The organism is Rhodococcus globerulus, from assembly GCF_019334125.1.
Lineage (GTDB): Bacteria > Actinomycetota > Actinomycetes > Mycobacteriales > Mycobacteriaceae > Rhodococcus_F > Rhodococcus_F globerula.
The window spans coordinates 4476646-4502667 of the sequence record NZ_CP079698.1; the positions used below are offsets into that span (position 1 = coordinate 4476646).

22 protein-coding genes and 2 pseudogenes are annotated in these 26022 nt (G+C 61.5%); 8 read left to right on the forward strand and 16 right to left on the reverse strand.

Going from position 1 to position 26022, the window contains the following annotated elements; genetic code table 11:
- The first annotated feature begins 83 nt into the window (after positions 1-83).
- The 3 genes from KYT97_RS20405 to KYT97_RS20415 are packed head-to-tail and all read left to right on the forward strand — an operon-like array spanning position 84 to position 2338.
- Positions 84-737 (forward strand): hypothetical protein, encoded by a 654-nt coding sequence (locus KYT97_RS20405; RefSeq protein WP_033235180.1) that lies wholly within the window; start codon positions 84-86, stop codon positions 735-737.
- 21 nt (positions 738-758) lie between these two features.
- On the forward strand, positions 759-1673 hold the full coding sequence (pheA, locus tag KYT97_RS20410) for a prephenate dehydratase (protein ID WP_033235179.1): 915 nt from the start codon (positions 759-761) through the stop codon (positions 1671-1673).
- Positions 1670-2338: a histidine phosphatase family protein gene (locus KYT97_RS20415; protein ID WP_033235178.1), complete on the forward strand. Its 669-nt coding sequence runs from the start codon at positions 1670-1672 to the stop codon at positions 2336-2338. The genes pheA and KYT97_RS20415 overlap by 4 nt, the downstream gene beginning before the upstream one ends.
- Positions 2339-2347: 9 nt before the next feature.
- Here the strand turns inward: KYT97_RS20415 and KYT97_RS20420 are convergent, their stop codons facing one another.
- From KYT97_RS20420 to KYT97_RS20445, 6 genes are all read right to left on the reverse strand, one after another.
- A complete protein-coding gene (locus tag KYT97_RS20420) occupies positions 2348-4411 on the reverse strand; it encodes an acyltransferase family protein (protein WP_033235177.1) in 2064 nt (687 codons plus the stop codon).
- A 40-nt stretch (positions 4412-4451) separates the two neighbouring features.
- Positions 4452-5279, reverse strand: coding sequence for an ESX secretion-associated protein EspG (locus KYT97_RS20425; RefSeq protein ID WP_219110550.1), 828 nt, complete (start codon positions 5277-5279; stop codon positions 4452-4454).
- Entirely contained in the window at positions 5276-6493 is a 1218-nt protein-coding gene (locus KYT97_RS20430; RefSeq protein ID WP_219110552.1) for a PPE domain-containing protein, read from the reverse strand. The genes KYT97_RS20425 and KYT97_RS20430 overlap by 4 nt, the downstream gene beginning before the upstream one ends.
- A gap of 57 nt (positions 6494-6550) precedes the next feature.
- Positions 6551-6850 carry a PE domain-containing protein gene (locus KYT97_RS20435; RefSeq protein WP_033235175.1) on the reverse strand — a complete coding sequence of 100 codons (300 nt, stop codon included), beginning with the start codon at positions 6848-6850 and terminating at the stop codon, positions 6551-6553.
- A gap of 141 nt (positions 6851-6991) precedes the next feature.
- Positions 6992-7342 carry a metallopeptidase family protein gene (locus KYT97_RS20440; RefSeq protein ID WP_033235174.1) on the reverse strand — a complete coding sequence of 117 codons (351 nt, stop codon included), beginning with the start codon at positions 7340-7342 and terminating at the stop codon, positions 6992-6994.
- Positions 7343-7345: 3 nt separating this feature from the next.
- A complete protein-coding gene (locus tag KYT97_RS20445) occupies positions 7346-8443 on the reverse strand; it encodes a septum formation family protein (RefSeq protein ID WP_245005888.1) in 1098 nt (365 codons plus the stop codon).
- Positions 8444-8525: 82 nt separating this feature from the next.
- Here KYT97_RS20445 and KYT97_RS20450 point away from each other — a divergent pair, with 82 nt between their 5' ends.
- The 3 genes from KYT97_RS20450 (at position 8526) to KYT97_RS20460 (ending at position 13806) form a co-directional block, all read left to right on the forward strand.
- Positions 8526-8921 (forward strand): ankyrin repeat domain-containing protein, encoded by a 396-nt coding sequence (locus KYT97_RS20450; RefSeq protein ID WP_092805552.1) that lies wholly within the window; start codon positions 8526-8528, stop codon positions 8919-8921.
- A 67-nt stretch (positions 8922-8988) separates the two neighbouring features.
- A complete protein-coding gene (gene serS / locus KYT97_RS20455; RefSeq protein WP_033235171.1) occupies positions 8989-10242 on the forward strand; it encodes a serine--tRNA ligase in 1254 nt (417 codons plus the stop codon).
- Between the two features lie 423 nt (positions 10243-10665).
- Positions 10666-13806 carry a beta strand repeat-containing protein gene (locus KYT97_RS20460; protein WP_245005889.1) on the forward strand — a complete coding sequence of 1047 codons (3141 nt, stop codon included), beginning with the start codon at positions 10666-10668 and terminating at the stop codon, positions 13804-13806.
- A gap of 85 nt (positions 13807-13891) precedes the next feature.
- On the opposite strand, the gene KYT97_RS20465 is transcribed toward KYT97_RS20460, so the two are convergent.
- The gene (locus KYT97_RS20465; RefSeq protein WP_219110554.1) at positions 13892-15439 is read right to left on the reverse strand and encodes an MBL fold metallo-hydrolase; all 1548 of its coding nucleotides are present in this window, start codon (positions 15437-15439) and stop codon (positions 13892-13894) included.
- 167 nt (positions 15440-15606) lie between these two features.
- On the opposite strand from KYT97_RS20465, the gene KYT97_RS20470 reads away from it, so the two are divergent.
- Positions 15607-16362, forward strand: coding sequence for a lysophospholipid acyltransferase family protein (locus KYT97_RS20470; protein ID WP_045066842.1), 756 nt, complete (start codon positions 15607-15609; stop codon positions 16360-16362).
- A gap of 4 nt (positions 16363-16366) precedes the next feature.
- Positions 16367-17101: a lysophospholipid acyltransferase family protein gene (locus KYT97_RS20475; protein WP_219110556.1), complete on the forward strand. Its 735-nt coding sequence runs from the start codon at positions 16367-16369 to the stop codon at positions 17099-17101.
- Between the two features lie 492 nt (positions 17102-17593).
- Here the strand turns inward: KYT97_RS20475 and KYT97_RS20480 are convergent.
- The 9 genes and pseudogenes from KYT97_RS20480 to KYT97_RS31185 form a co-directional block, all read right to left on the reverse strand.
- Positions 17594-18266: pseudogene (locus KYT97_RS20480) on the reverse strand (IS6 family transposase).
- 231 nt (positions 18267-18497) lie between these two features.
- The gene (locus KYT97_RS20485) at positions 18498-19364 is read right to left on the reverse strand and encodes a hypothetical protein (protein WP_219110558.1); all 867 of its coding nucleotides are present in this window, start codon (positions 19362-19364) and stop codon (positions 18498-18500) included.
- Between the two features lie 1186 nt (positions 19365-20550).
- Complete coding sequence (locus KYT97_RS20490) at positions 20551-20799, reverse strand: hypothetical protein (protein ID WP_219110561.1); 249 nt, start codon at positions 20797-20799, stop codon at positions 20551-20553.
- 285 nt (positions 20800-21084) lie between these two features.
- Positions 21085-21831, reverse strand: coding sequence for a DUF4839 domain-containing protein (locus tag KYT97_RS20495; protein WP_219110562.1), 747 nt, complete (start codon positions 21829-21831; stop codon positions 21085-21087).
- 136 nt (positions 21832-21967) lie between these two features.
- A complete protein-coding gene (locus KYT97_RS20500) occupies positions 21968-22528 on the reverse strand; it encodes a hypothetical protein (RefSeq protein ID WP_219110564.1) in 561 nt (186 codons plus the stop codon).
- Positions 22529-22615: 87 nt separating this feature from the next.
- Entirely contained in the window at positions 22616-23662 is a 1047-nt protein-coding gene (locus tag KYT97_RS20505) for a hypothetical protein (protein ID WP_219110566.1), read from the reverse strand.
- An 87-nt stretch (positions 23663-23749) separates the two neighbouring features.
- The gene (locus KYT97_RS20510; protein ID WP_219110568.1) at positions 23750-23905 is read right to left on the reverse strand and encodes a hypothetical protein; all 156 of its coding nucleotides are present in this window, start codon (positions 23903-23905) and stop codon (positions 23750-23752) included.
- 142 nt (positions 23906-24047) lie between these two features.
- Complete coding sequence (locus KYT97_RS31180; RefSeq protein ID WP_342393917.1) at positions 24048-24872, reverse strand: O-acetyl-ADP-ribose deacetylase; 825 nt, start codon at positions 24870-24872, stop codon at positions 24048-24050.
- Between the two features lie 159 nt (positions 24873-25031).
- Positions 25032-25970, reverse strand: a pseudogene (locus tag KYT97_RS31185) (ADP-ribosylglycohydrolase family protein); the annotation flags it as partial.
- Positions 25971-26022 lie beyond the last annotated feature (52 nt).

The window sequence follows — 26022 nt, forward strand, 5'->3', positions numbered from 1 at the left end:
CCTAAGCTGCTGTGGTGTGAATCGCAAGACTTTTGCGCAACTCGCCTGAAATCCCCGACCGCACCCGCCACTACGGTGGAGCGGTGGCCATACCTCTTTCTCTCGGGTTGCCCCCGAAAAGTTCCCGTGGACTGCTCGACGGACTCCTCCTCGGCGCCCCTGGCGAACCCCGCGTTGTTCCCGCATCTGCCCTGCTCGGAGCCGAATCCGCTGGACGCGTCGTAGTTCTCCTCGATATCGACCCCGCGCGGTTGCGAGCGGACGCCGGTGCGTCGTACGAAGCGGTGCGCTTTGATCTGGAGTGCACAACCGAACAGATCGACGACGCCATCGCACTTCGCGTGCCCGCCCCGCTCGCGGTGTACGTCGACGGCGGCGACGAGGTTCTGTCTCCGGCCGAATCGGCTGCGTTGCTCTGTGAAGGAGGACGCATCCCGGGCCTCGATTCAGGGCACTCACCTGCCGAAATCGCCGATTTTCTGGCCGTGCTGGCCCACGAATCGGTGGGATTTGTCGCCCGAGCGGCCGACGCGGACGAGGTGATCGGATTGCTGTGCGGAACCATGGCGGCCCTGCGCGGCGACGACGCCCGCGCTGCCATTCTCGACCCGCAGCCGGCAAAACTGGCTGCGCTCATCCCCGAAGCCCAGTCCGCGTTGCGCGAGGTTCTCCTCACGATCGAGGTATCCGACCCGACTTCGGTGGAAACGGCACTGCATTCGGCAGGTTTGAGCTGATCGTTGCGTAACCTTTGAGGCGTGCCAAAAATCGCGTATTTCGGTCCGTCGGGAACCTTCACGGAGATAGCGCTCGCCCAGTTCGAGGCAGAGGGCGCATTCGACGAGCTGGTCGAACGGGTGCCTGCCGGTAGCCCACCCTCGACGCTCGACCTGGTTCGTGACGGCGTTGTCGACGGCGCCGTGGTGCCGTTCGAGAACTCGGTGGAAGGCGGTGTCGCGCCGACGCTGGACTCACTCGCCTTGGGCTCGCCGCTGCAGATCGTGGCCGAGACCGAGATCGAGGTGAGCTTTTCCATCCTCGTTCGCGACGGCATCAGTGCTGATCAGGTGCGCACCATCGGTGCCTACCCGCACGCGAGCGCCCAGGTGCGGGGATGGATCGCGGCCAATCTCCCGAACGCGGAAGTTGTGATCTCCTCGTCCAATGCCGGTGCCGCGCTGGACGTGCAGGCGGGAACCGTCGACGCCGGTGTGTCCACGGCCTTGGCCGGCCAGATGCTCGGATTGTCAAGCCTTGCAGACAATGTCGCCGACGTGGGAGGCGCGGTGACGCGCTTCGTGCTGGTCACCAAACCTGCGCCGGTACCGGCCAGAACCGGCGCAGACCGCACCGCCTTGGTGCTCCATCTGGACAACGCTCCCGGATCTCTGGTCCAGGCACTATCTGAATTTGCCGCTCGCGGAATCGATTTGACGCGAATCGAATCGCGTCCGATGCGCACGGAGCTCGGAACCTACCGATTCTTCGTCGACTGTGTTGGGCACGTCGAAGACTCCCTGGTGGCCGAAGCGATGCGCGCGTTGTACCGAAAATCCGGAGTTCGCTTCCTGGGGTCGTGGGCGACCGCGAATTCAACAGGGCCACAGCCTCCTTCGGATGAAACAGCGATCGCGTGGATCGAAGACCTCAAACGCGGAGAGGGAGAACGATGACCGGCAGGCTCATTCTCGTTCGGCACGGCCAGACCGAAGCCAACGTAGCGAAGCGGCTCGACACAGCGTTGCCCGGAGCCAAACTCACCCCGGAAGGGCTGGCGCAGGCCGAAGTTCTGGGCAAGGGTCTGGCCGCCGCGCCGCCGCTCGCCTTGGTGTCGTCCTTGGCGTTGCGCGCAAGGCAGACAGCGGGATTCGTCGAACAGGCCGCCGGGGTCTCACTGGACGTGCGAGACGGTTTGCATGAAGTGCAGGCAGGTGACCTGGAAGATCGCACCGACGAAGACGCGCACCGTCTGTTTGTCGAAACCTTCCATCACTGGCACACCGGCAACCTCGGTATGCGTATACCCGGTGGCGAAACCGGTTACGACGTCTTGGAACGGTATGTCCCCGTGGTCAACTCGCTGCGCGACGAGTTCCTCGAAGGGTCGTCGGGCGCCGGCGATATCGTTGTCGTGAGCCACGGCGCCGCCATCAGGCTGGTCGCAGCTCAGCTCGCGGGCATCCCGGGACTGTTCGCGGCGAACAATCACCTTGCGAACACCGAAAGCGTCGAACTACTGCCGCGCGCCGACGGCGGTTGGGATTGCTTGCGCTGGGGAACGGTGAACCCGCCGTTCGAGCACCGGCTCATTCCGGGCGCCGACGACGTGATGGGCTGACGCTCCAGCTCACCACCAGGTTGTCGCTGAACCTAACTGACGGCCGAGTTCCGGCGTCAAGGTTCGGACGTAGCTTGCTGTGAGGTGGTGGGAATCGTGGTACACCAACACATTTCCCTCCGTCACGCGGCATAGATCGGGACCACAGACACCATCGCTCAGATCCAGTAGCGCTACGTTGGAGAGTTCCGCAATTGCCTCCCACGCCGGGTTGATGTCGCTGAGCATGTCTGCCCGCGGCAACGCGCAATGATCCGCTGAGGTAGCGGTTGCCAGGCAGTCGATGGCGCGATACGGAACGCCGTCGTGGTGCAGCCATGGAGTATCGCGGATCGCGAGAACCTGAACGCCGCTCTGCTCCAGCTCGTGCCACACCTCGACGTAGGCTTCGGGCGTCACGTCGCCGGGACCGTCCGGACTGGGCCGGCTGGCGGTCGTGAACACATAATCGGGTGTGGTGGCGGCAAGTCGGTCGATGACCGCGCTCGACCACGGCGCACAATCCGGCACGTCGCTGACGGCGGGGCTCTCTCCCGCGACCAGCGGACAACCCATCTTCAGATACGTGTCGACCCGGAAACCATTGCTGCGGCCGAGTTCGTCGAGTGCGGTGATCCAGTGCTCGGAGTGGGATCCCCCGGCCAGGGCGATCGTGCGGTCTGCGTTCACGTCACCGTACGTGCAGGTCACGATGTCGATCTGCTGGAAATCCGAGATACAGCCGTCGAGCGTGGTTATCGGAAGATCCAGTGGTGCGTCGAAAATGGACGGAACCATGGAGGCTTGCGGGACTGAAACCCCGTCGGTCAACGTCAATGCGCCGGGGTGGGTGGGGATGTCGAGGGTATCGGCTGCGCGCTGACCCGTGCTCTGACTTCCCACGTAGGCCTGCCAACCGAACATTCCGGTGACGATGACCGCCGCACCGACGACGGAGGCCAGCAGGATCGGCCTCCGTGCCGGAGCATCGCGCTCGATCGGTACCTCGACCGCCATCCGCAAGCCGTAGGCCACCGCGAGCGATGCGGCGATAATCAACGTCCCGCCCACAAATCCGGCTTCCGGGCGCCCGGTCACAACGAGGGTGAACACCAGGATCGGCCAGTGCACCAGGTACAGCGCAAAGGCGAAGGAGCCAAGCTGCGAGAGGGCGGGGTGCGCGAGAATGTGTGCGGTCCAAGTCTTGTTGCCCTCGCCGCTGACTATCAGTGCGATGGCCGCGAGCGTGGGAACCAGCGTCCACGGTCCGGGGAATTGCTCGGCGCCGTCGAGGAAGAACCCACACAGCAGAATCGACGCCAATCCGGCGATGCCGAGAGCTGTTTTCAGTGCAAGTGGCCACGCTCCGACCCGCGTGATATTCCAGCGTGTCAGCATCAACGCCGCGAGTGCGCCCACCGACGGCTCCCACAGGCGGGCCGCGGAATCGTAGTAGTTCCAGGCTTGATCGTGGCCCGACATCACTGCGGCGTAGGTAAACGACGCAACAGCAAACGCGCCGAACACCAGCGTCAGTGTTGGTCGCAGAAGCTCTGGGCGAGTGCGTGATACGCATGACGCAACCACCAGCACCACTGCGATGGCCACGAGATAGAACTGACCCTGCACGGCCATCGACCACAAGTGTTGGAGCGGAGACACCGAACCGTCGGCCGCCAGATAGTCGCTCGACGTAAGCGCAAGCTGCCAATTCTGGAAGAAGCCGAGAACGGCTGTCAGCTCGTCGGCGAGGCCGGCCCATCGGGTTCGAGGCAACAGCACCAAGGCCGCCGCCGCGGTCAGGAACGTCACCGCCGCGATCGGGGGGAACAATCTGACGAATACCCGTTTGAACGCCGGTAGGGGATTGAGCGAGCCACCGGCCTCGGCGCGGCGAACCAGCGAACCGACAAAGAAGTAGCCGGACAGAACCAGGAAGACGTCGACCCCGCCGGATACCTTGCCGAACCACACATGGAAGACCACCACCAAGGCGATCGCGAGTCCCCGAAGCCCGTTGAGGTCTTCGCGGTACTGCCGTGTTCTCGGTTTGTGCGGTGACTCGACGGTGGTGGTGGGGGTGGTCAAAGGCATGCTGGGTGAAGGCTCCGGGCGTCTAGGGGATCGCCCTAGGTTACCGGGAGACGGCACCAGGCGATTCGGACAGCAGTTCTACCAGCGAATTCACCGCCTGTCGGAGCCGTTGGGGTGTTCCGGAACTGATCGAGCTCCACTGCGTACCGTCGGCCGACGTGCTTGACGACGCGACAACGCGGCCATGCGCGGTATTGAAGACCGACACCACTCCGGCGGGGAGATTCTCGGTGCCGACGCCCCGCGGGATGCCGACAATTTCGGTGAAGGACGTGCAGGTGACCATCGCACTGCCGAGCTGGCCGGCCTCGACGGGTGGTACGCCGGCTTGGGTCAGAGCGTCGGCGACGGTGTCTGCGTCGGGTCCGGCGTTCAGTGCGGCGCTCAGCATGTCGGTGGGTGCGTTGATCACGGCAATCGGCATGGGTTCCGACGGGCCGAGTGCGCGCACCACCGCATCTGCCGGATTCACGACTTTGTGAAGTGTGTAGATTCTGGTTTCTTCGTTGAAAGATGCTTCCACGCAAAGCGTTTCGTCGGCGGCAACGCACACCCGGGTCAGTGTTCCCTGGTTGTGGCTGCGCAGTGCAAGTTCCCATGCGGGGCGCGTCAGGGTGCGCAGTGTCGCAGCTATGCCGTGATGGATCTCGCCGCCCAGGAGAAGATCTCGCGCAGCCAAAGATGTTGCTGCACTGCGCATTGCGGCATCGTATTCGGCTACCGAATCCCAGAGTGCTGTGCCGCCGAGTACCACCGGGAGCACGTCGAGGCCGAGGCGCTCGCGGGCATACTCGATCTCCGCCGACGTCAGATCGACGGAGGGGAAAGCGTCGGTGTCGGTGGCTATTCCGAGATCAAGGGTGCTCACAGGCGCGATTCCAGATCGGCGGCACCGATCACCGAGGTGATGACGGTACGCCCATCGGCAAAATGCTCGAAGTGCTTGAGGTAGTCGGGGGTGTCGTGGAATTCGGTGTCGTCGTCATCTGCCGCGGCATGCCGACCGCTGGCGACGGGGCCCGTTCCGGAACTCGGCGTAGCGCGGACGGCGTCGGAGCGCACACTTTCGGTGCCGACAGCATTGACTACTGTCCCGGACGCCGCGCGGGGCGTGATCTGGTCGGCAGAACTGACCGAAAGCCCTGCGCCGGTCGAATATGCGCCGACGGGTGTTGTGGCAGACGCTGCGGTGGTGGCTGTCGCATGCCGTCCAGTGCTGTTACCGCCGGTCAGGGCGGTCAACGGTGAACTCAGGAATGATGTTGCACCCGCGCCCAGCCCACCGGCTAACCCACCGCCCGCACCGACCGCCGCCGACACGGCACCAGCCGCCGCGGTAGCCGTGGTTGCGGCTGCTGTTGCTGCAGTGGTGGCGGCGTTGGATCCGGCGAGTACGGCACCGAGCTGGGAAGCGGCCGCAGTGACTGCAGGGTTGGAGAGCACCGACGTGATTGCCGCCGCAGCAGTGCGGACCGGCTCGACAAATGCGTTGACGGTCTGTTCGGCGACGCTGACATTCTGCTGGGGGCCTTGGCCGGCAACGTCGGACATGGTGATGGACGGCGGCGGCTCGAACTCGTCCCGCACGGCGAGGGGAGCCGTAGCGGAATCGTAGGTTTCCATGGCCGCCGCTGCCCGGAGCTTGAGCTGCTCTGCAGCCAGTTCAGCCACCGCAGCCGATCCGGTGAGGGCGCCGCCGAGCGTGTACGCGGCCAGCTTGGCTGTTTCGACGGCAGCGATTTCCGGTAACGACGGCATGGCGATAGCCGCGACGGTGTACGTCGCCGACTGAACCTGTGCTTTGCCGCCGGTCTTCTGGGCGAGCATGGAAGACCGCGCCGCCCACTCCTCGAACGGTTTGAACTTGGCGAGAGCGGCATCGGCAGCGTCGCCCGTCCAGCCGATTCGTAGATTTGCCATCACTCGGCTGACCGTCGACGCAGTGTCTCCGAGTCCGGCGGATACTGCCGTCCAGGCTCCGCCCGCGACGCTGAGTGGCACCGGGCCCGCGCCGGCGATCAACGCAGCTGAATTGGGCGCTGCGCCGCGTGGATACCAGATGACGCCGGTGATGCCGACCATTGTTCTTCCCCCCAGAAGTGAAAATGTGCGAAGTAGTGACGTGTCTGCGGACGAGGATCAGAGTGGAGCCGAAGCCAGATCCGCCTGCGTCCGGTTGTCCTCGAATTCATAGGCGGCGGCGTAGCGGCGCAGTGCGGCGGCTGCGTCTTCGAGTTCGGCAACAGCGCGGTCGGCTGACGATGCCAAGCTTTCGGACGTCGCATTGAAACTGCTCGCGGCGCTGGTGGACACTTCGTCGGAGCCGGACGGCAGGACTTGCCGGGCGGGTCTTGTGGACGCGACGACTCCGCGCAGCCGTGCGGCCCCGGCTTCGAGTTCGAGGGCAGCGGTAATCAGTGCGTGAGGATCGACGTGCATGTGCCGAACTCCTAGGTGACCAGTGCGAATGATGGGCGAGGATCATCATCCGTCGCCCTACAGACGCCGAACGTCAAACTCCCCGCACCTACTTTGATGCGCGCCGGGAGCTGTCGGTTCCCTCGAAATCGGACTGGTTTCTCAACCCCACCCGAGTTCGTGCAGACGGTCCTCTTCGATTCCGAAGTAGTGGGCGATCTCGTGGATGACCGTGACCGCAACCTCGTGCACGACCTCTTCTTCGGACTCGCAGATGTCGAGGATCGCGTCGCGGTAGATGGTCACCGTGTCCGGCAGGTATCCGCCGTACTGAGAGTCACGCTCGGTGAGGGCAATGCCCTGGTACAGCCCGAGAAGCCCCGGTTCCTCGGGGTCACGAGGTTCGACCAGGACAACAACGTTGTCGATGGCCTTTGCCAATTCCGGCGGAATGAGATCGAGTGCCTCGCCGACCAGGTCTTCGAACCGGTCGTCGTTCATGGTTACCGTCATGGCTTACGACGGCGGGGACGCGCCGGGCAACGGCGTCGGCACTGACCGACCTTCCGGTGCTGAAGGCGGCGGGACCGGAGCCGCGCCGTTGATCAGGATTTCGCCTTTGGCACTGCCGGTGATGGCCGCGAACCCACCGGTGGCGACTTCCGTGCCGACGGAGCAGTTGACGCGTCGGCTGCCGGCCAACCAGCTCTCGAGGGCGATGTTGTCCCAGAACAGGGTCAGTGTCTTGTCGCGCAAGGCGTCGGCAGAACCCAGGTACTCGTTGGCAGCCTGCGTGCAGACTCCTTCGAGATAGGCGTCCTGATCCTCGACCGACGGCATGCCTGCGGGAAACTGAGTGCCCAGGTCGATCACCGAGATGACCTCGTACGCGTGGGGGTTTGCGCAATCCACGGGGTCGGTCGGGAGATTCTGGTTGATGCCGATGCAGGTTCCGACGTCCCAGACATTCGACTGATCCTGATCGGCAACCCTGCCGATGAATGGCAGAAGTTCACCGGTTGTGGTCGAGAACTGCAGACCACAGCGCAGCGAACGGTCGCCAGACGTCCAGGACGATTCACTCGGGAACATCAGTCCGACGCTGAACTTGCCCTTCGGGTCGAACCGCGAGCCGAGGTACGAGTTCACGATCGGAGTGCAGTGCTCGTCGCGCAGTTCTGCGAACCGCAGCGCGCCCGGGTATCGCGATCCGGGGCCGAACTCCGCGCCCGGGAACACCGACAAGTCGAGCGGGCCGGCAACTTCGAAGCGGTGCTCGGTGTCGCACGAGACGATGGACATGTCGGTGCGATCACCACCCGATGCCGTCGCAGGCGTCCAGTTCAGGCAATCGCCCGCGCCGGCAGACGTGAAGGCGTTTTCTTCGGCGGACTTGTTGGTGGCCTGAGAGCCGATTCCGCCGACAGTGGCAGCTGGCTTATCGCCACTGTTCAGGCCGCCGGAAATCGCGATTGTCGCAATGGCGGCAACAACCGCGCCCACCGCAACAGCAGCCAGAACGCGTCTGGTGCGGTGCGCTGAGACGGTTTTCTTCTCCGACGCGCCCGTCGGGCCCGCCGGATCGGACGGCTTCTCGATCTTGTCTTCAGGCATCGATCCCATCATGCCTGTTTTCCATGCCGTACCGAACCTTCACGGCAAAACGTTTACGTCCGAAGCAGGTATTTTATGGACTATGACCGAAGAATCCGGGCTCGAACCCGAAGCCGTCGAACTTGCCGGGCGCCTCTTCGACATGGCGCGGACCGGCGACGCGGCGTCTCTGGCGTCGTACATCGACGCCGGGATTCCGGTGGATCTGACCAACAGCAGCGGCGACACGCTGGTGATGTTGGCCGCATATCACGGCCACGTTGATGCCGTCGTTGCTCTGATCGAGCGTGGCGCCGACGTCAATCGGGCCAACGACAAGAACCAGACACCCCTTGCCGGTGCCGTCTTCAAGGGTGAGGACGCCGTCGTAAAAGCACTGGTGAGCGGGGGAGCCGACCCGCGCGGCGGGCATCCGAGCGCTATCGACGCGGCCCGGATGTTCGGACGCGAGGACTATCTTTCCCTGCTCGAATCCTGAGCGTCGCCCGGAGCGGCCGCGGACGTGACCGTTGGCGACCTGGGGTGAGTGGGTAAAGTTCCTAGTCGTGATTGACCTCAAGTTCCTCCGCGAGAATCCCGAAATCGTCCGCGAGTCGCAGCGCACCCGTGGAGAAGATCCCGGACTGGTCGACGCTCTGCTCGAAGCCGACGCGTCCCGACGCGCCGCTGTGCTGACCGGAGACAACCTCCGCGCCGAGCAGAAGGCGTTCGGCAAGAAGGTCGGTCAGGCATCTCCGGAGGAGCGTCCCGCACTGCTCGCGGGGTCCAAGGAACTTGCGGCCAAGGTCAAGGAAGCCGAAGCCGCGCAGCACGAGGCTCAGGCCGCGCTCGACGCTGCCCATCGCGCGATCTCCAACGTCGTGCAGGAGGGCGCCCCCGCCGGCGGCGAAGACGACTACATCGTCCTCGAGACTGTCGGCGACATTCCGTCGTTCGACTTCGAGCCGAAGGATCACCTCGAGCTCGGTGAATCGCTCAACCTCATCGACATGGAGCGCGGCGCGAAGGTCTCGGGTTCGCGTTTCTACTTCATGACCGGGTACGGCGCGATGCTCCAGCTCGGTCTGCTGCAGCTCGCGGCGCAGAAGGCGATTTCCAACGGCTTCACGATGATGATTCCGCCGGTGCTCGTGCGCCCCGAGATCATGGCCGGTACCGGCTTCCTCGGCGCTCACTCCGACGAGATCTACCACCTCGAGGAAGACGACCTCTACCTCGTCGGCACCTCCGAGGTCCCGATGGCCGGTTACCACTCGGGTGAAATTCTCGAGCTGAACGAAGGCCCGAAGCGCTACGCCGGTTGGTCCTCGTGCTTCCGCCGTGAAGCGGGAAGCTACGGCAAGGACACCCGCGGCATCATCCGCGTCCACCAGTTCGACAAGGTCGAAATGTTCACATACTGCCGACCGGAGGACGCCGACGCCGAGCATCAGCGTCTCCTGCGTTGGGAGCGGGACATGTTGGACGCCATGGAGATTCCGTACCGCGTCATCGATGTTGCCGGCGGAGACCTTGGTTCCTCGGCCGCTCGTAAGTTCGACTGCGAGGCATGGGTTCCGACGCAGCAGGCGTACCGCGAACTGACCTCGACCTCCAACTGCACCACGTTCCAGGCGCGACGGTTGAGCGTTCGGTACCGCGACGAGAACGGCAAGCCGCAGACAGCTGCCACCCTCAACGGCACCCTCGCCACGACGCGCTGGATTGTGTCGATCCTCGAAAACCACCAGCAGGCCGACGGCACCGTTCGCGTGCCGGCAGCACTGGTTCCGTTTGTCGGCACGGATGTGTTGCGCTGACTTCTTCCTAGCTGAAAAGCCGAGGCCGCGACGATTTTGTCGCGGCCTCGGCTGCTTTTCTGCCCGACCAGGTGTGTTCGGCTTGGGGGTAGTTGTTTCGCGCAGAGCGGGGCTGAAGGTCTGATGATCTGCAGCTCCGCTCTTGTCTATTTCGGCCTCCTTAGCTCACCCAAGACGGTGGCCAGCAACATTTTGCTCCTTATTGGACGTCCGTCTTACCAAAACTGATACAGGTAGCAGTTTTCTAGCTACTCTGTGATTCAACTTTTGATCAACAGTTCTTAACCAAAATGTCGACTCGCTGGGTGGGCTTCCCTTCTGCTGCGCAAAGCAGATTCGGATTTAGCTCAACTGCTGCTGTGGCACTGGCTGCGGCGGTTGTTCCGTCCAGTCAGTGCATCGCAGAGAGAGGGCTCGAAGCACATGAAAGACAAGAAGTTACGTCGGTTGTTAGCCGGCGTCAGCACCGCAGCGATGGCGGTGGGCTTCGCGACGTCGTTCGGCGTCATGACAGCGTCCGCTGCGCCCGTGAGCACATCGACGACGTCCGGCAGTTGGACATTCAACCGAACGATCAGCAACGGTACGCCCGTCCCCGGCGAAACAATCACAGTCACGAACAACATCCGGTGGAACGGTGGTATCGCTCCGACCATCAGTGCCTTCAAGGACATTCACCCGGACTGCCTCACCTACGTCGTGGATTCGTCAAAAGTCGCCGGTAAGGGCGTCGGCACGAATACGACCTCCACATCTGTGAGCATGACGGGATCGTGGATCCGCAGCGCCGTCGATCGGAACATCGACTACACGGTCAAGTACACCGTCGGCCAGAACTGTGCCCGCGACGTAGCCCTGATAACGGGCGCCGGCATCAGCGCGAACCAGGGTACGGGCTCTGAAACCGCCAATACGGGTCCGTCGATCACCGTTGCAAAGGCTGCGACGCAGACCACCCTCGCCGTAGCGCCTGCACCGCAGGCCGATCGGGCCTCGACTCTGACGGCCACCGTCACAACAGGTGCCACCGGCGACGTCGCCTTCTTCAACAACGACAACCCCATTGGTACCGGCACGATCGCCAACGGCACCGCTACCTACGCGTGGACCCCGTCCGGCGCGGACGCCGGCAAGCCGTACTCGATCACCGCGAAATACCTCAGCGACGCCACCAACGCAGTATCGACCTCGACCGCGCAGACCGGAACTGTGGCAGCTGCGCCGACCGCCCCTGCGGCGCCGACCGCAGTCACCGTGAACCCGACATCTGTTGTTGTCGGCGGCACCGTGACGGTTTCCGGTACTGCTGAGGCCAATTCGGAGGTCACTGTTATTGCTGGTAACAAGACGTGCAAGGCTACCGCTGGTGTTGCCGGTGCTTTCAGCTGTGACATCGTCACCAGCGAGGTCGGCCCTCTGACCGTGACTGCCGTTGCGGCGAATGCTGTTGGCGTCGGTCCGATCTCAGCTCCGGTCACTGTGACTGTCTTGGCTCCGCCTGATGTTGATACGACGGTTGGTTTGACGGTTCCGTCTGCGGCGACGACGGGTGTTGCTGTTGATTTGACGGCGACGGTTGCTCCGGCTTCTGCGGTGGGTTCGGTGTCGTTCAAGGTTGGCGGTGTCGAGGTTGGTTCTGCTGTTGTGTCGAATGGTGTTGCGACGCTGTCGCACACGTTTGCTGCTGCGGGTGTGCAGTCAGTGACGGCGGATTTCTTGGGCGCTGGTTTTGTGGCGTCGAGTGCGGGTCCGTCGACGGTGACGGTCTCTGATCCGGTTCCGGTTGATGTGGAAACGTCGCTGGTGCTAAATGTTCCGGCTGCCGCGACGACGGGTGTTGCTGTTGATTTGACGGCGACGGTTGCTCCGGCTTCTGCGGTGGGTTCGGTGTCGTTCAAGGTTGGCGGTGTCGAGGTTGGTTCTGCTTCGGTGTCGAATGGTGTTGCGACGCTGTCGCACACGTTTGCTGCTGCGGGTGTGCAGTCGGTGACGGCTGATTTCTTGGGCGCTGGTTTTGTGGCGTCGAGTGCGGGTCCGTCGACGGTGACGGTCTCTGATCCGGTTCCGGTTGATGTGGAAACGTCGCTGGTGCTAAATGTTCCGGCTGCCGCGACGACAGGTGATGCTGTTGATTTGACCGCGACCGTTGCTCCGGCTTCCGCTGTGGGTTCGGTGTCGTTCAAGGTTGGCGGTGTCGAGGTTGGTTCTGCTGTGGTGTCGAATGGTGTTGCGACGCTGTCGCACACGTTTGCTGCTGCGGGTGTGCAGTCGGTGACGGCGGATTTCTCGGGTGCTGGTTTTGTGGCGTCGAGTGCGGGTCCGTCGACGGTGACGGTGTCTGATCCGGTTCCGGTTGATGTTGACACGACGCTTGGTTTGTCGGTTCCGTCTGCGGCGACGACGGGTGTTGCTGTTGATTTGACGGCGACGGTTGCTCCGGCTTCTGCGGTGGGTTCGGTGTCGTTCAAGGTTGGCGGTGTCGAGGTTGGTTCTGCTGTGGTGTCGAATGGTGTTGCGACGCTGTCGCACACGTTTGCTGCTGCGGGTGTGCAGTCGGTGACGGCGGATTTCTCGGGTGCTGGTTTTGTGGCGTCGAGTGCGGGTCCGTCGACGGTGACGGTGTCTGATCCGGTTCCGGTTGATGTTGACACGACGCTTGGTTTGTCGGTTCCGTCTGCGGCGACGACGGGTGTTGCTGTTGATTTGACGGCGACGGTTGCTCCGGCTTCTGCGGTGGGTTCGGTGTCGTTCAAGGTTGGCGGTGTCGAGGTTGGTTCTGCTGTGGTGTCGAATGGTGTTGCGACGCTGTCGCACACGTTTGCTGCTGCGGGTGTGCAGTCGGTGACGGCGGATTTCTCGGGCGCCGGTTTTGTGGCGTCGAGCGCTGGTCCGTCGACGGTGACGGTCTCTGATGCAGTGGTTGTCGACACGACTTCGACAACCGTGCTCAGTGTTGCCGGTGAAGCGAAGGTCGGTGTGGAACTGGATCTTTCCGCTGCGGTTGCCGGTCAGCCTTCAGGTGATCCGGCTCCGTCAGGCGGCACGGTCGACTTCAAAGTTGACGGTGTCAGCGTTGGTTCGGTTCCGGTAGTCAACGGTGCAGCGACGTTGCCGCATACGCTCAACACTGCCGCTACGGTTACGGTGACTGCTGTGTACAGCGGTTTCGGTACGTTGGCCGGCTCGACGTCGAATGCGGAGACTGTCAATGTGACTGTTGTAGCGCCGACTGATGTGGATACGACGACAACGTTGAATGTGCCGGCATCAGGTGTTGTGGGTAAAAGTGTTCAGTTGAAGGCCAATGTGTCTCCGCTGGGCAGCGTCGGTACAGTGCAGTTCTTCGAAGGCAATGTGCCGCTGGGCGCAGCGGTGGACGTGGTCAACGGTGTTGCTGTTCTTGATCACACCTTCGCCACTGCGGGTAATCATTCGATCACTGCGGTGTTCAGCGGTGGTCCCGGGATGAAGGCGTCGGAATCTGCCGGGTCGACAATCAACGTCACCGAAGCGGGTACGGTACCCGGTGGATCGGGTTCGCTGGGTAACATCTTCGGCTCGTAGAGCGGAATTGATCGTTCTTCGCCCGTAACATGAAGTGGGGCTGCAGGTCTGACGACCTGCAGCCCCACGTTTGGCTAGGTCGAGGCTAGAGCTTGCGGGTGCGCAACTCGTGTCCCTTGGACGTCTTGCAGGCGCCGGTTTCGAGATCCCACTGCCAGCCGTGCAGGTTGCACGTGAGCTTGTTGCCTTCCACCACACCGAATTTGGTGAGGTCGGCCTTCAGGTGCGGGCAACGGCGCTGAATCTCGTAGCCGCCCAGTTCGATTGAGGCGGTGTCGTCGTGTGCTTCGGAGAACCAGCCGTCGGCGTAGGCGATGCGTTCGTCGGTGAGGCACTTGAAGAACGTGTAGAGGAACTCGTTGTACCCGCCCACTCGCCACGCCTGGAAGCGGGTGGAGAGGAAGATGGTGTTGACCCAGTCAGGTTCGTCGTCGCGCAGGACGGTGCGAACCAACTCGGGTGCGATGCGGAATCCGTAGCGGTACTTGCCTTCACCGTCGATGGGCTCGCGGACGAGTCGCTTCGGGAAGTCGAGGACTACGGTCTCGTCGCCCATGACAAGTCCGACGGGGTAGCCGATGCCGTCGCAGATGACGTCCGACTGGGCCATGATGGGTTCGAACTTCGCCTTGATCGCTTCGAGTAGCGGCTCACCCTCGGCCGGTGCCCACGACGCCTTTTCGGCGGCGAGGACGGGAGCCATCTTCTGGGCCATGTTCTCGATGTACTCGGCTTTGTTCGAGAAGATCTTGTCGACCTCGGCATCCGGAATCGGATGGGACAGAACAGCTTCACTGCCGTGAATATCCACGACGGAGCCGGGGATCATCAGCAGGCCACCGTTATTGCCGTGGATGCGCATCTGCTCGAGGAACACGATCTGATCGGGGAAGATGTTTCCTTCGTCCTCGTGATCGTCGTTGAGGTCGCGCAGAGCGTCGTCGAGGAAAACCGGCGGGCCGGCCGACGGGACGACCCAGGTAGCGTCGACCTGCTCGATGTAGCTACGGCAGCGATCCATGCCGCGCTGACGCTTCTGCTTGCCGAAGTTGCGCTTGGTGCCCTTGGGGATGTCGTAGACCATCGGGTACCAGATGGCGCCCGAGTACTGCAGAAGGTGGATGTCGATCTTGCCGAACTGCTCGCCCAGAACATCCATGTCGACGGGACGCGCGTCGTTCATGTTGAAGCAGGTGGTCTCGCCGTCGGAAATCACGATGCCGGAGTCGCCGATCGGGCCGTCAGCCGGAGCGCGCAAGGCAATGATCATGATCTCCAGGTCACCCTTGGGGCCTGAGACGGTGTGCTTGACGGAGTCCTCGGTTTCGAAGAATTTGTGGAAACCGAGCTTCTCGAGCTCACGCTTGAGGTCCGGGACCGGATAGTCCGGCAGCAGGACCGTGGCGTCCTTGTTGACGTGCTTGCTCAGGTTCTCGGGATCGAAATGATCCTTGTGAAGGTGCGAGACGTACAGGTAATCGCAATTACCGATGGCGTCCCAATCCAACTCCGAGTTATCCGGGAACGGGAACCACGACGCAAAATACGCGGGGTTGACCCACGGATCGCACAGGATCGAGCCTGCGGTCGTCTGAATGTGGAATCCGGCGTGACCGACGCTGGTGACCTGCACTGGTATGCCTCCTGAAAATGTGCTGAGCGACGGTACCAGGGTAGGCCCTCCGCGCGGCGGGTTCGATCAGGCAACCCCTGGGCATCGCGGATAACCCGACGTCACCACCGGAAACACGCGCCCACGCGGTGGGTCAGATCACCGGTTCACCGCTAGGCTGGGAACCTGTGGACCCCGTATACAGAACAGTCATCGGCATCGCCCGTACCGTCTTCGCGTTCGAAGGCCTGAAGTTCTCGGTTCAGGGCGATCGGAATATCCCCGCAACCGGTGGTGCGGTGATCGCGATCAACCACACCGGATACATGGACTTCACCTACGCGGGTCTGCCGGCGCGCACCCCGAAGCGGTACATCCGGTTCATGGCCAAGAAGGAAGTTTTCGACAACAAGATTTCCGGGCCCATCATGCGAGCCCTCAAGCACATCCCCGTCGACCGCGGCGCGGGCGCTGACTCCTACAAAGCGGCCGTCGACTTCCTCAAGCGCGGCGAACTGGTCGGTGTGTATCCCGAGGCCACGATCAGTCGGAGCTTCGAGATCAAGGAATTCAAGTCCGGCGCTGCCCGCATGGCAATCGAGGCCGGTGTTCCCATCATCCCCGTCGCGATCTGGGGTGCACAGCGCGTGTGGACCAAGGGCTACCCGAAGCGGTTGGGCCGCACCAATACTCCGATTTCCATTGCTGTCGGTGAACCCATCCAGCCGTTCGAGCCGGCCAGTGAGCTGACGGCCAAGCTGCGCACGACGATGCAGGAACTGCTGCTCGAAGCTCAGAAGGGCTACCAGCATCCCGCAGGCGAGTACTGGGTACCCGCACGATTGGGTGGCAGTGCGCCCACCCTCGAACAGGCAGACAAGATGGATGCCGAAGAAGCCGAGGCCAAGGCAAAAGCACGCGAGGCCCGCAAGTCGGAAGGCTGAGTCCGTGACCGCCGAACCCGTGTACACGGCAGTCGAGACCACCGCGCGTGTTCTCTGCCGTCTACAGGGTCTGGCGGTCACCCGAACCGGCACCGAGAACGTTCCGCGTATCGGCGGAGCGGTGATCGCGATCAATCACACGAGCTACCTGGACTTCATTCATGCGGCCCTTGCCGTGCGCGAGTCGAAGCGGAAGCTTCGAGTGATGGCCAAAACAGAATTGGCGAACAACAAGGTTCTCGCGTTCCTCATGCGCGGCTGTGGCGTTATCGAAGTGGATCGCTCGGCCGGTGCCGAGGCCTTCCAGGTCGGCGTCGACGCACTGGGGCGTGGCGAATTGGTGGGCGTGTATCCCGAGGCGACAATCAGTCGGAGCTTCGAGATCAAAGAATTCAAGTCCGGCGCGGCCCGGATGGCCATCGAAGCGAATGTGCCGATCATTCCCGTGATCGTCTGGGGTGCGCAGCGATTGGTGACAAAAGGTGGACCGAAGAACTTGGGCCGCAACCACTTTCCAATCTCCGTGGAAGTTGGGGCGCCAATTGATCCGGTCGAGCCGGCGGACGCACTCACCGAAATCCTGCGGATCGAGATGGACGCCATCTTGCGTCACGTTCAGGATGGGTTTGCCCATGAGCCGGGTGGGTACTGGGTCCCGCGTCGGCTCGGGGGAGGGGCGCCCACTCCGGAGGAAGCTGCGGTAATGGATGTGGCGGAGCGGGCGAAGAGAGGGCGTTGAGGCCAGAGCGAAACCGCCGTTGGACAGTTGTGGGTCACTTCGATTCCCCATGGCCATCTAACAATGGTCGGAGACAACGAAAGGGGCAGTAGTTAGGTCTCTCGATGATCGTCCCGATCAGGTCCGCATCGGCCCCTAATTGAAAGGCCTTTGCGTATCGCCCGATAATTTGTCCGGGAGACGGCAGTGTTCGAGAATTCACCGACACGCCGGGTAGTGAACGACCAGTTTTGGACACGAGTTTCGGCACGCATCTTCTCCCAGTTCGCCGAAAATCGCCTCTCATGTTTCATATACGAAGGTCGTATTTGAAACGAGCAGGACAATGTGACTTTCGGAATCATTTGGCACGAGTTTCACGGAATTATCTGGCACGGTGACGGCTGTCGAAGGTAGCGGTAGAGGGTGGTTCGTCGGATGCCGAGAGGTGTTGTCAACTTGTTTTTGTGCAGCAGTTTTCAGGTGCAGTAGGGCATCACATAGAGCGGTCGGTCAAGCAGCGAGGACCAGTTCGGTAACCTGATCCCGTACCTGGAATCGGGCGGCTAGTTCGGTGCGGTGATCGGTGGCATTCATACGGTGCCGTGACGGTCGGAAGTGCGGGGAATGCGACTGAAATCGGACAGAACCGTTGCGCTGCAACGACAGTGCGGAACCTTTTGATCGCCCGTTCGCCTTGCCGGGTCGGTAGATGGAGTTCTCGGCTCGATTGTTCAATATTTCGATTGCCGGTGTTCGACCGTCGACATGGTGGTGCGGCGCGCGACCTGGTAGCTGGGAAGCTTGTCGGTGATCAGCACCCGCGGCGGGTGACCCTAATGTTTGAGGAGTGTGCGAAAGAACCTGGTCGCAGCTTTCCCGTCCCGCTTCGATTGAATGAGGACGTCGAGGACGTTGCCGTGCTGGTCGACTGCCCGCCACAAGAATTCTGGACGCCAACGATCTTGATGAACACTTCGTCGAGATGCCATTTGTCGCTGGCCTGTGGTTGACGTCGGCGCAGGCTGCGGGCGTATTCGGGACCGAACTTCGTGCACCAGGTGCGGATCGTCTCGCACGTCACTTCGATCCCACGCTCGGCCATGAGTAGTTCGACCTCTCGGAACGAAAGCGTGAATCGGTGGTGGAGCCATACACGGTGGGCGATGATCTCTCGAGGGAACAGGAACGCTTGTAAGTGGACGACACGACCGCATCATCCCAGATCCGGCATTTTCAACAACTTGACAACGCCAACGTGTGGGAGGATCAGCAGGCCCGATATTCCAGCGGCAAGACGAACTGCTCGACTTCGATCCGATGCAGTGCCTGCGGGTCTTTGGACTCGTTCAACCCGCCCGGTGAAGGATGCGCCACACCGGTGACGGTGAGGTCGACCGCGAATCGGACGATGTTGTCATTCTGCCGTTTGCGTCTGACTCCGGGACGCTGACGCCATTTCAGTATCGTTGGGAGTTCGCCCCGTAGGCCCTTGTTCTGTCTCGGAGGTCGTCCGCGGCGTCGGCGTCGGCACCTGATGGCCAGGCTTGGTCAGAGCCAAGCTGGCAAGGTGCTTGTCCAAGCGGTACGCCATCGGGCGGAATGTCGCGTAGGTGAGCCCTCCTGAGAACACAGCCCCGGCAACAGGCACGGCCTTGGCCGCGATCCCCGCGTATATCTGCTTTGTCATGCGGACGCCGAGGTATGCGGCTACCTTCTTAACCACTGGATATAGCACCCCCTTGGTCAGAGCCTTCTGAGGCAGCTTCTTTACGACCTGACCACTCATCAGGGCGGCGATCTTGGCCACGCCGCCCTGTGCGGCTACCACCCCGAACATGACGCCGACGAATAGCGTGAGAATGCCCTCGGTTGCGTCGTCGATTCCGTCGCCGTCCTCGCCGAACAGGTCTGGCCAGCTGTAAATGTAGGCAAGTTTTTGCGCGATACGCAGAACATGGCCGAAGTACTGAGCCAGGTCTGCCGGGACCGTGCCGGCAATCGCCCATCCGCCGGGGAGGCCCGCCGCCACAGACAGCGCGGTTGCCTTGCTTGTCTCATATTTGATCGCTGTGTTCGCGATCGCGGATATCACATCCGCTGGGACGTTCGCTGCGGCTGGGGTCGTGGCGACCGCGCACTCGATCTGCTCATCCGTGCAGTACCGTTTCAACGATGACCGGAGGTATGCGCTTCGGTCGATCCTCACTCCGGGGAGTTGAGCCGACGCCTCCAGCGTCTGAGTGAACTTCGATGCATGGTCGATTTGCTTGCCCTTGGCCATGCGACGAACTTATCGGACGCTGCCGACAACTCTGCCCAGAGGAGCCGGATAAAGAGTTGTCAGTCAAGGTGCACCTTGACTGACTTCAGGCCACGAACGTGACGACGTCCGGTTAGGATTCCGATCGGCGTTGCTTGACATCCACTGACCGTGCCAGATAATTCCGTGAAAAACGTGCCAAATAACTCCGAAAGTCACAAACAGGCTCTCGAGTTTCAAAAACGAACTTGGTCTCAACATGTCAACGCACCATGCAGCGTATCGGGCGGCGCCGAAAATCGGGGCCGATCGACTGCAGAGACCACCATGGACGCGCTCGCGGCCGTCGGCACCGTGAGTGGCCCGCGAGACAACAGTGTGGGCACCGTGGATTATCAGGCACTGGTCGATCACGCGAACGCTCAGTTCGGATACCTCCTCCGAATGGCTGCGCGATTTACGAATTAGTCTCTGGTATTGCAATCGCTTTTTATTTCTGGAGGGCAAAGGCCTTTGGAATGCGGCCAGATACTCGGCGCCCATCGGTCGAGCGAAATAGGAGATCCCTAGTGAAAACAAAGATCGTATCGTTGAACGCAACGAAGAACCCAGATGGCAAGTCCAATGGTCGCTGTAGGAAGAATTTTGAGCAGAGTAGAACGCCAAGACTCTCTAAACTCTCAGAACTGTTCAATGTGGATTGTCTGAAAACAGATTACAGAATGATATTTCATGCTAATCTCGGTGAAGTCAGGAATTCAACTACAGAAAATGGTGCAATATGTCCAATGGCATTCTCCTATCAGTCATGCTTCCCTTCGGTCTAGTGTTTAGGTTTCTGATGCATAAAGGCTTAGGGCTGCCCTTCAGTTCAGGGCTGTGATACATTCTCGGACAATCGAGATGGTATGTGGACTTTTTCGAAAAGAATCTGTCAAGATCGTACTGCTCCTGCGGTCCCTGATGTTAAGTTTTCCACGTACCTGCATCCGAGTCATTTGTGAAGATGAAAGGTCGCGGAGAAGGTCTTCTCTGCCGGCAAAGCGCGCGCGAAATCTCGATGCCTCTCAACGTGGGTGGGTCAGAGCCGAGGTCATCGATGCTTTCGAGGCCGCACATTAGGGCCCGAGAACAGTTTTTCTTCTCATGATTATCAACTAGTAGTGCGCTTGTAACTGGTGATTCTCGTTGGTGAGAGAAGAAAGATTCAGGCGAGTTCGAGACCGCCCTCGGCCGCGAAGATCAAACGGCCGTCGTCGAGGGCGATCGCCCACCGCAGCACCAGCGCCCAATCCCGTCCCAGATCAGAGTTGTCGATGACATTGTCGGCGTAGTCATCGACCACGACCCCGAACTGTGGCTCGGTATCGCCGGACCGTGATCCGGAGGTCCGGATCACTTTGACCCGAGAACCCACCGCAATGGGGTCCCTGCGTTGAGGGCCAGAATCGAACATAGACCTGATTGTGGCAGAGAATCCGCCACACCCACCGGTCACGATCGCGTTGGACGTGCAACCGATTCAATTCGAGACACTCAACCACGTCGCAAACGAGGCATGAAACTACCGGCGTATGTGCAACCGGAAGCGTCGTAAGCGTCCTGGAACTGCAGAATTGACGTTGCCGACCGAATGACGGCGGTGCGGCCGTTACGACAGGTACGGCACCAGTGGCAGATTGAAGAACCAGTTGGCCAGGCAGATCAAGATCGGCTCGGAGTGCTAGTGATGGGGCGGTTGCTATCGGATCTCGGTGGAGACTGGGTCAAGTTGGAGAAGACAGCCCCGCTTTTCCTCGAATTCTTCCACGACCGCGGTGACTCGAAGGGTGTCTTTGACCCCCAAAGTGTCGGGGATGTCGGGACCGATGAGCTGCAGATCAGAGACGATGTTGACGTCCCGGAACTGGAACGCCGGCCCGCCGGCGTCGCTTTCGTCGAAATCTCTGGCACCAATCAGAATGTCATAGCGCGTTTTGTAGTTGCCGTGGTTGTTCATCGCGGCGATGTGACCGTCGAACTGGATGGTCCGGCCTGCATACTGGGTAGCGAAATCGGTGACTGGTTGGCCGCAGTTGTCCGTATCGTGCAGGATCCGGGCGAGATCCTCGTTGTTTTCGATGGTGAGTATCTCAGCGGTTTCAGGGGCCGCAGGTTCCGCTGCCGGTTCGGGAGCAGGCTGCGGGGAGGGTTGCTCGGCGCTCGAGGCTGCCACGGCTTCGGTCGTGGACGCGACGCTGTCGTCTTCCTGCAGCGCCCCGACGGTGATGATGCCCGCCAGGATGACACCGGCGCCGCCGAGTGCGGCCCACAATCGCCAGGGGGTCTTTGGCTTTGGTCGGCGGAAGGTCATGGTGGTTCGCAGGCGGCCTTGGTGTTGGGTGACCAGTTCCCAGCCTTCCTGCTGCTTGCTTGTGATCGTTTTCGCCTCGGTGCCCCGGATCGCCTTGATCTCGGTGAGCTCGTACTGTGTTTCCTCGCCGGTCATGTCTCTTTCCGTCCTTCGGATAGGGGTGTTGTGGGAGAACCTGTACCCAAGGGCAGGGAAGCAAGGTGCATGGTGGGCTGGGATGCCCTTATCCCACCGTGGTTGACGTTGTCGGAAGTTGAACCAGAGTTGAGCTTCAATTTCCAGTCAGGTCTTCGGGAATGAACCATGTCGGCTGATTTCCTGACAAGGTGCAAGCGATCAACGCGTCAGTGTACGAATTCACAATAGGAGTCACATCCGACTCGGCTGATAGAACGCCATTTTCTACATCGGTGTAGTGCTGTGCAATTCGGTCGGCATCACGAATCATTTTCGTAACTGCTAGGCGGACATCAGAACTTGCTTCGTTGATCGTTTCCGAACCGTCAGTTTCATTGCCCGTTGCCGCAATCGTAGTGAGGGACACGAGTTGTGCAGAAAGGGTGACTGGTTTTATGGAGGATTCGTCGGTCAAAATAATCTTTTTGAACGTGGGATAGAAGTCTTTCCCACGATTCTCCAATCCGTCTTCACCACTGCAGACGATGGCATCGGTCTTCGATGTGGAGGACATGACCGCAGTAGGCGTCGAAGACGTCGCACTACTCGAGGTCATACCGCTCTCGGGTTCGGGAAGGGCGGTGGGAGCCTCGTTCGAGCAGGCAGTGAGCATGCCGGCGCACACGAAACCTGCCAGATGGCGAAATTTGATCATTATCGTCCTTGTCGAGAGTATGTCATCCTAGGGAGGATGAAGAGGAAATTAGCATGATAATTTTTCTGTGCAGAGATTGTTCGATACTCAGTGTAAATCTGAGTACCTCTCGACATGGGAAGTCAATGCGACCAATATGTCAGCCAATTCTTCATGTGTCATTCCGGGCGGAACAGTGCGGTAAGTGTATGAAATATTCGGCTCTTGAGAATGCCATTTCATTTCGGGTGCGTCGTCGTATAAACCGTAATTGACTTTCGGCATCGAGGTGAAATCGAAGAAGTCCGAAAAATTCTTTCTAGCGTACTGTTCCTTCTTTATGCTCTGTCCCCGCCACCGCTCCACGTCCAGGTGGTCAAGTTTCATCGTGAGGCGAACACGCCCTGCCTGGTATTTCCAGCCGAAGAGATGACCCGAATTACTCGGGGCTGAGTACTGGATGGATCCGTGCGACTCGGAAAGGTCGACGCCGACCTGGAGGCCGCAGTGTTGTTCGAGGTTTTCCGCGAATCGTGACAAACGAATCTTCTCGACGAGTGGCAGCAATCTCGCGTCCTTGAGGCGTCGGGTTTCGTCCGCGTCCAGGACGGCAGCATCACGTGCGTCGGTCTCCAAAGGGTGGTGATCACGCAGGTAGATAAGCCTTTCGAGAAGTTTAACGTATCGGCTGAGTAGGTTCGCTTCGTACTCGTGTGATCCGGTCTCTCTCAGATTTTCTGCCGACCACTGAAGAGGGCGGAGGAGTTCGTCGTAGGAGACGTGTCGCCACGGTTCTGGGAGTTCGTCGGCGGGGTGGATCAGAGAGATCACCATACGGTGGGTGAAGAAACGGGTGCGCCCAAGATGTGCAAGCTTTTCCCCGTTCGGGATGCTGTGCAGCGTATTTACCGCGCCGAGCTTATAACCACCCATGTCGTCATGGCCAACGTAAAGGTCGTATCCGTTCGCGACGCGTTCGACGATACTTCCATAAAAGGAAAGAGAAATTTCCTTCAACGGCCTTGCCTCATTCAGATGTGTACTGAGCAGCCAGTACAGCATTCCGGTGTGAAATCCGTCTTGGTCCGAGGCAGAGAGTTGGTACAGGGGATCGTGTGCCAAGGCTTCGACAACGTCGCCTTTTTCTACTCTCATCTTTTCTCTTTCACTATGCTGCCAATCAGCGGGGCGCCGAATTTGTACAGTACGGGGGAGTCTCTACGGCAGATGCGGTGTTGGCCGCTATCGGAGTTTCTGCGGGGTCTCGGCGGTCGGACGCCAGTTCATCGGCATGTTGGCAAGGCCGTAGTCGACGAAGAGTCTGATCATGTCGGAGCGGTTGGGTTCGCCGTCGCCTTTGACGAACTCTTCGAGAAGTGCACGCTCATCCAGTCTCATCAGAATGTCATCACCCAGGCGTAAGGCGGTGGCTGCTCTTCGGGGGCCGGGCCTGGGCATGTGTGTATCCGTTTCTGTTGTCGGGCAAGGGAATCGTGGTGATGGGGCGGTGCGTGGTGCGGGCGGCAGGAAATGTGATGTTCTACTGGAGGGCGTTGCGCATCAGTGCCGCGGTTTCTGCGTTGTAGGCCACCAGGGTCACGACCTCGACTTTTGTGTCCGCGGATCGGATCGCTGCGACGGCCTGGCGTACCGCGTCCGCCTTCGGCCAGCCGTACGAGCCGCCGGAGATCAGCGGGAAGGCGACCGTGCGGGCGCCGACTGAGTCCGCGGCAGCGAGACTGCGAGTGTAGGCCGCCCGCAGCAGCGCCGACCGATCCTCGCGGCGCGAGTACCGCGGGCCGACGGTGTGAATCACCGACTGTGCGTGGAGGTTTCCGGCGGTGGTGGCGACGGCGGCGCCCACGGTCAGACCGTCGGGCAGGCTGGTGGCGCGCAGGACCTGGCAGGCGTCGAGGATGTCGGTTCCGCCGGCGCGGTGAATGGCTCCGTCGACTCCGCCGCCGCCGAGCAACGACGGCTTGGCGGCATTGACGATCGCATCGACGTTGAGGGTGGTGATATCGCCTTCGATAACGTCGATCCTGGTCATTACTTCTCCGCCGCGGTCGTCGGTGTTCGACGTGGTGGCGGCCTGCCAGAGTTCGGTCTTGGGACGTGCCCAGGGCATCGCGGTGAGCACCTCGTCGGGGTTTGCTCCGAGCAGCCTCGAGTACCGGGCCGCGACAGAGGGGGTGCGGCTGTGTGCCTGGACGCAGTGCAGGAGAACGCGTTTGCCTTCGGCGCGCAGTGCCTGCACGGTGCGGGCGGCATCGTCGAGGACGAAGTCGAGGTTCGGGTTCTTGTCTCTGCCGGCGTCGATGAGCCGGAACTCGATGTGTTCGCCGCTCACCTGCTTGGTTCCCATTCGGCACAAGCTCACTACGGCGTCGAAACCGGTGCCGTCGACGGCGTCGCTGCGGCCGAGCAGTACACCGTCGTCGTGGGGGTGGCGGGTCAGGTGCCCGGTGCCACGGAAGTGGCTGTAGTCGAGGACTGGGGTTGACGGCCAACCGTGTTTGTCGTTGGCGCCGCCGTTGGCGGTTTTCACGGCCAGGCGCACCAGGTCCGTCGCGGTGTATCCGGGCCAGCCGTGCAGGATCCGACGCCACCGCGCCGGCACTGCGGACGCGCCCCACCGTGCGCCGAGCAGGCCGCCGGCGATCGCGGCGGTGGTGTCGGTGTCGCCGCCGGCGCGGACTGCGGCTTCGAGCGCTCGCTGCAGGTGGCGGGCGTCGCCGGCGTCGGTGGTGGTGATCGCCCACCACGCGGTCTGCAGTGCGTGCACCACCCAGCCGTTGTTCGCGAAATCTTCGGGGGAGCCGTTCTCGGCCTGATCGAGCAGCGGTCCCCAGAACTCGGCGACGTCGGCCGGGACGTTGGTCAGGTAGCCGCGGACTCCGTCGAAGGTGCCGTGCAGAACAGCGTAGCGGATCGCGTAGGTCCACAGCTGGCAGGCCTGGACGGCGCGTTCGTCGTCGTGGGTGAGCGCCGCGATCTGGGCGGTAGCGGCAATGCAGCCGGTCGTGTTGTCGAGGTAGGCGAGGGCCACGGGTGCGGTGCGCATCAGTGAGCCGTTGCCGCCTTTGCGTCCGGTGATTGCCCTGGCGCGGGCTGTCATGGCTTCGGCGTTTGCGGGGCGCTGTGAGAGTACTGCGCGGGTTTGGTTGCCGATGTCCGCCGGGTTCGAGTCGAACCACCGAACAAACTGCGCTGCAACGGCATCCAAGCCGGCGCCGTGACCGATATCGGCGCCGGTTGCGGCGACTTCGGCGATGGCGAGCGCCATAGCGGTGTCATCGGTCCATTCGCCCGGCGCCCAATTGAACGGTCCGCCGCCGATCATCTCGATAGCTGTGTCCGCGCTCGGGTGGGTGAATTCGTAGCCGGCGCCCAGTGCGTCACCAGCGGCGGTAGCGAGCAGAACCCCTGCTGCGCGATCGGACTGCCGTGCGTTCAGGTCCATGACATCTCCTTTGATCAACTTTGCGCTAACTATAGATCAGATTTGAGATAAT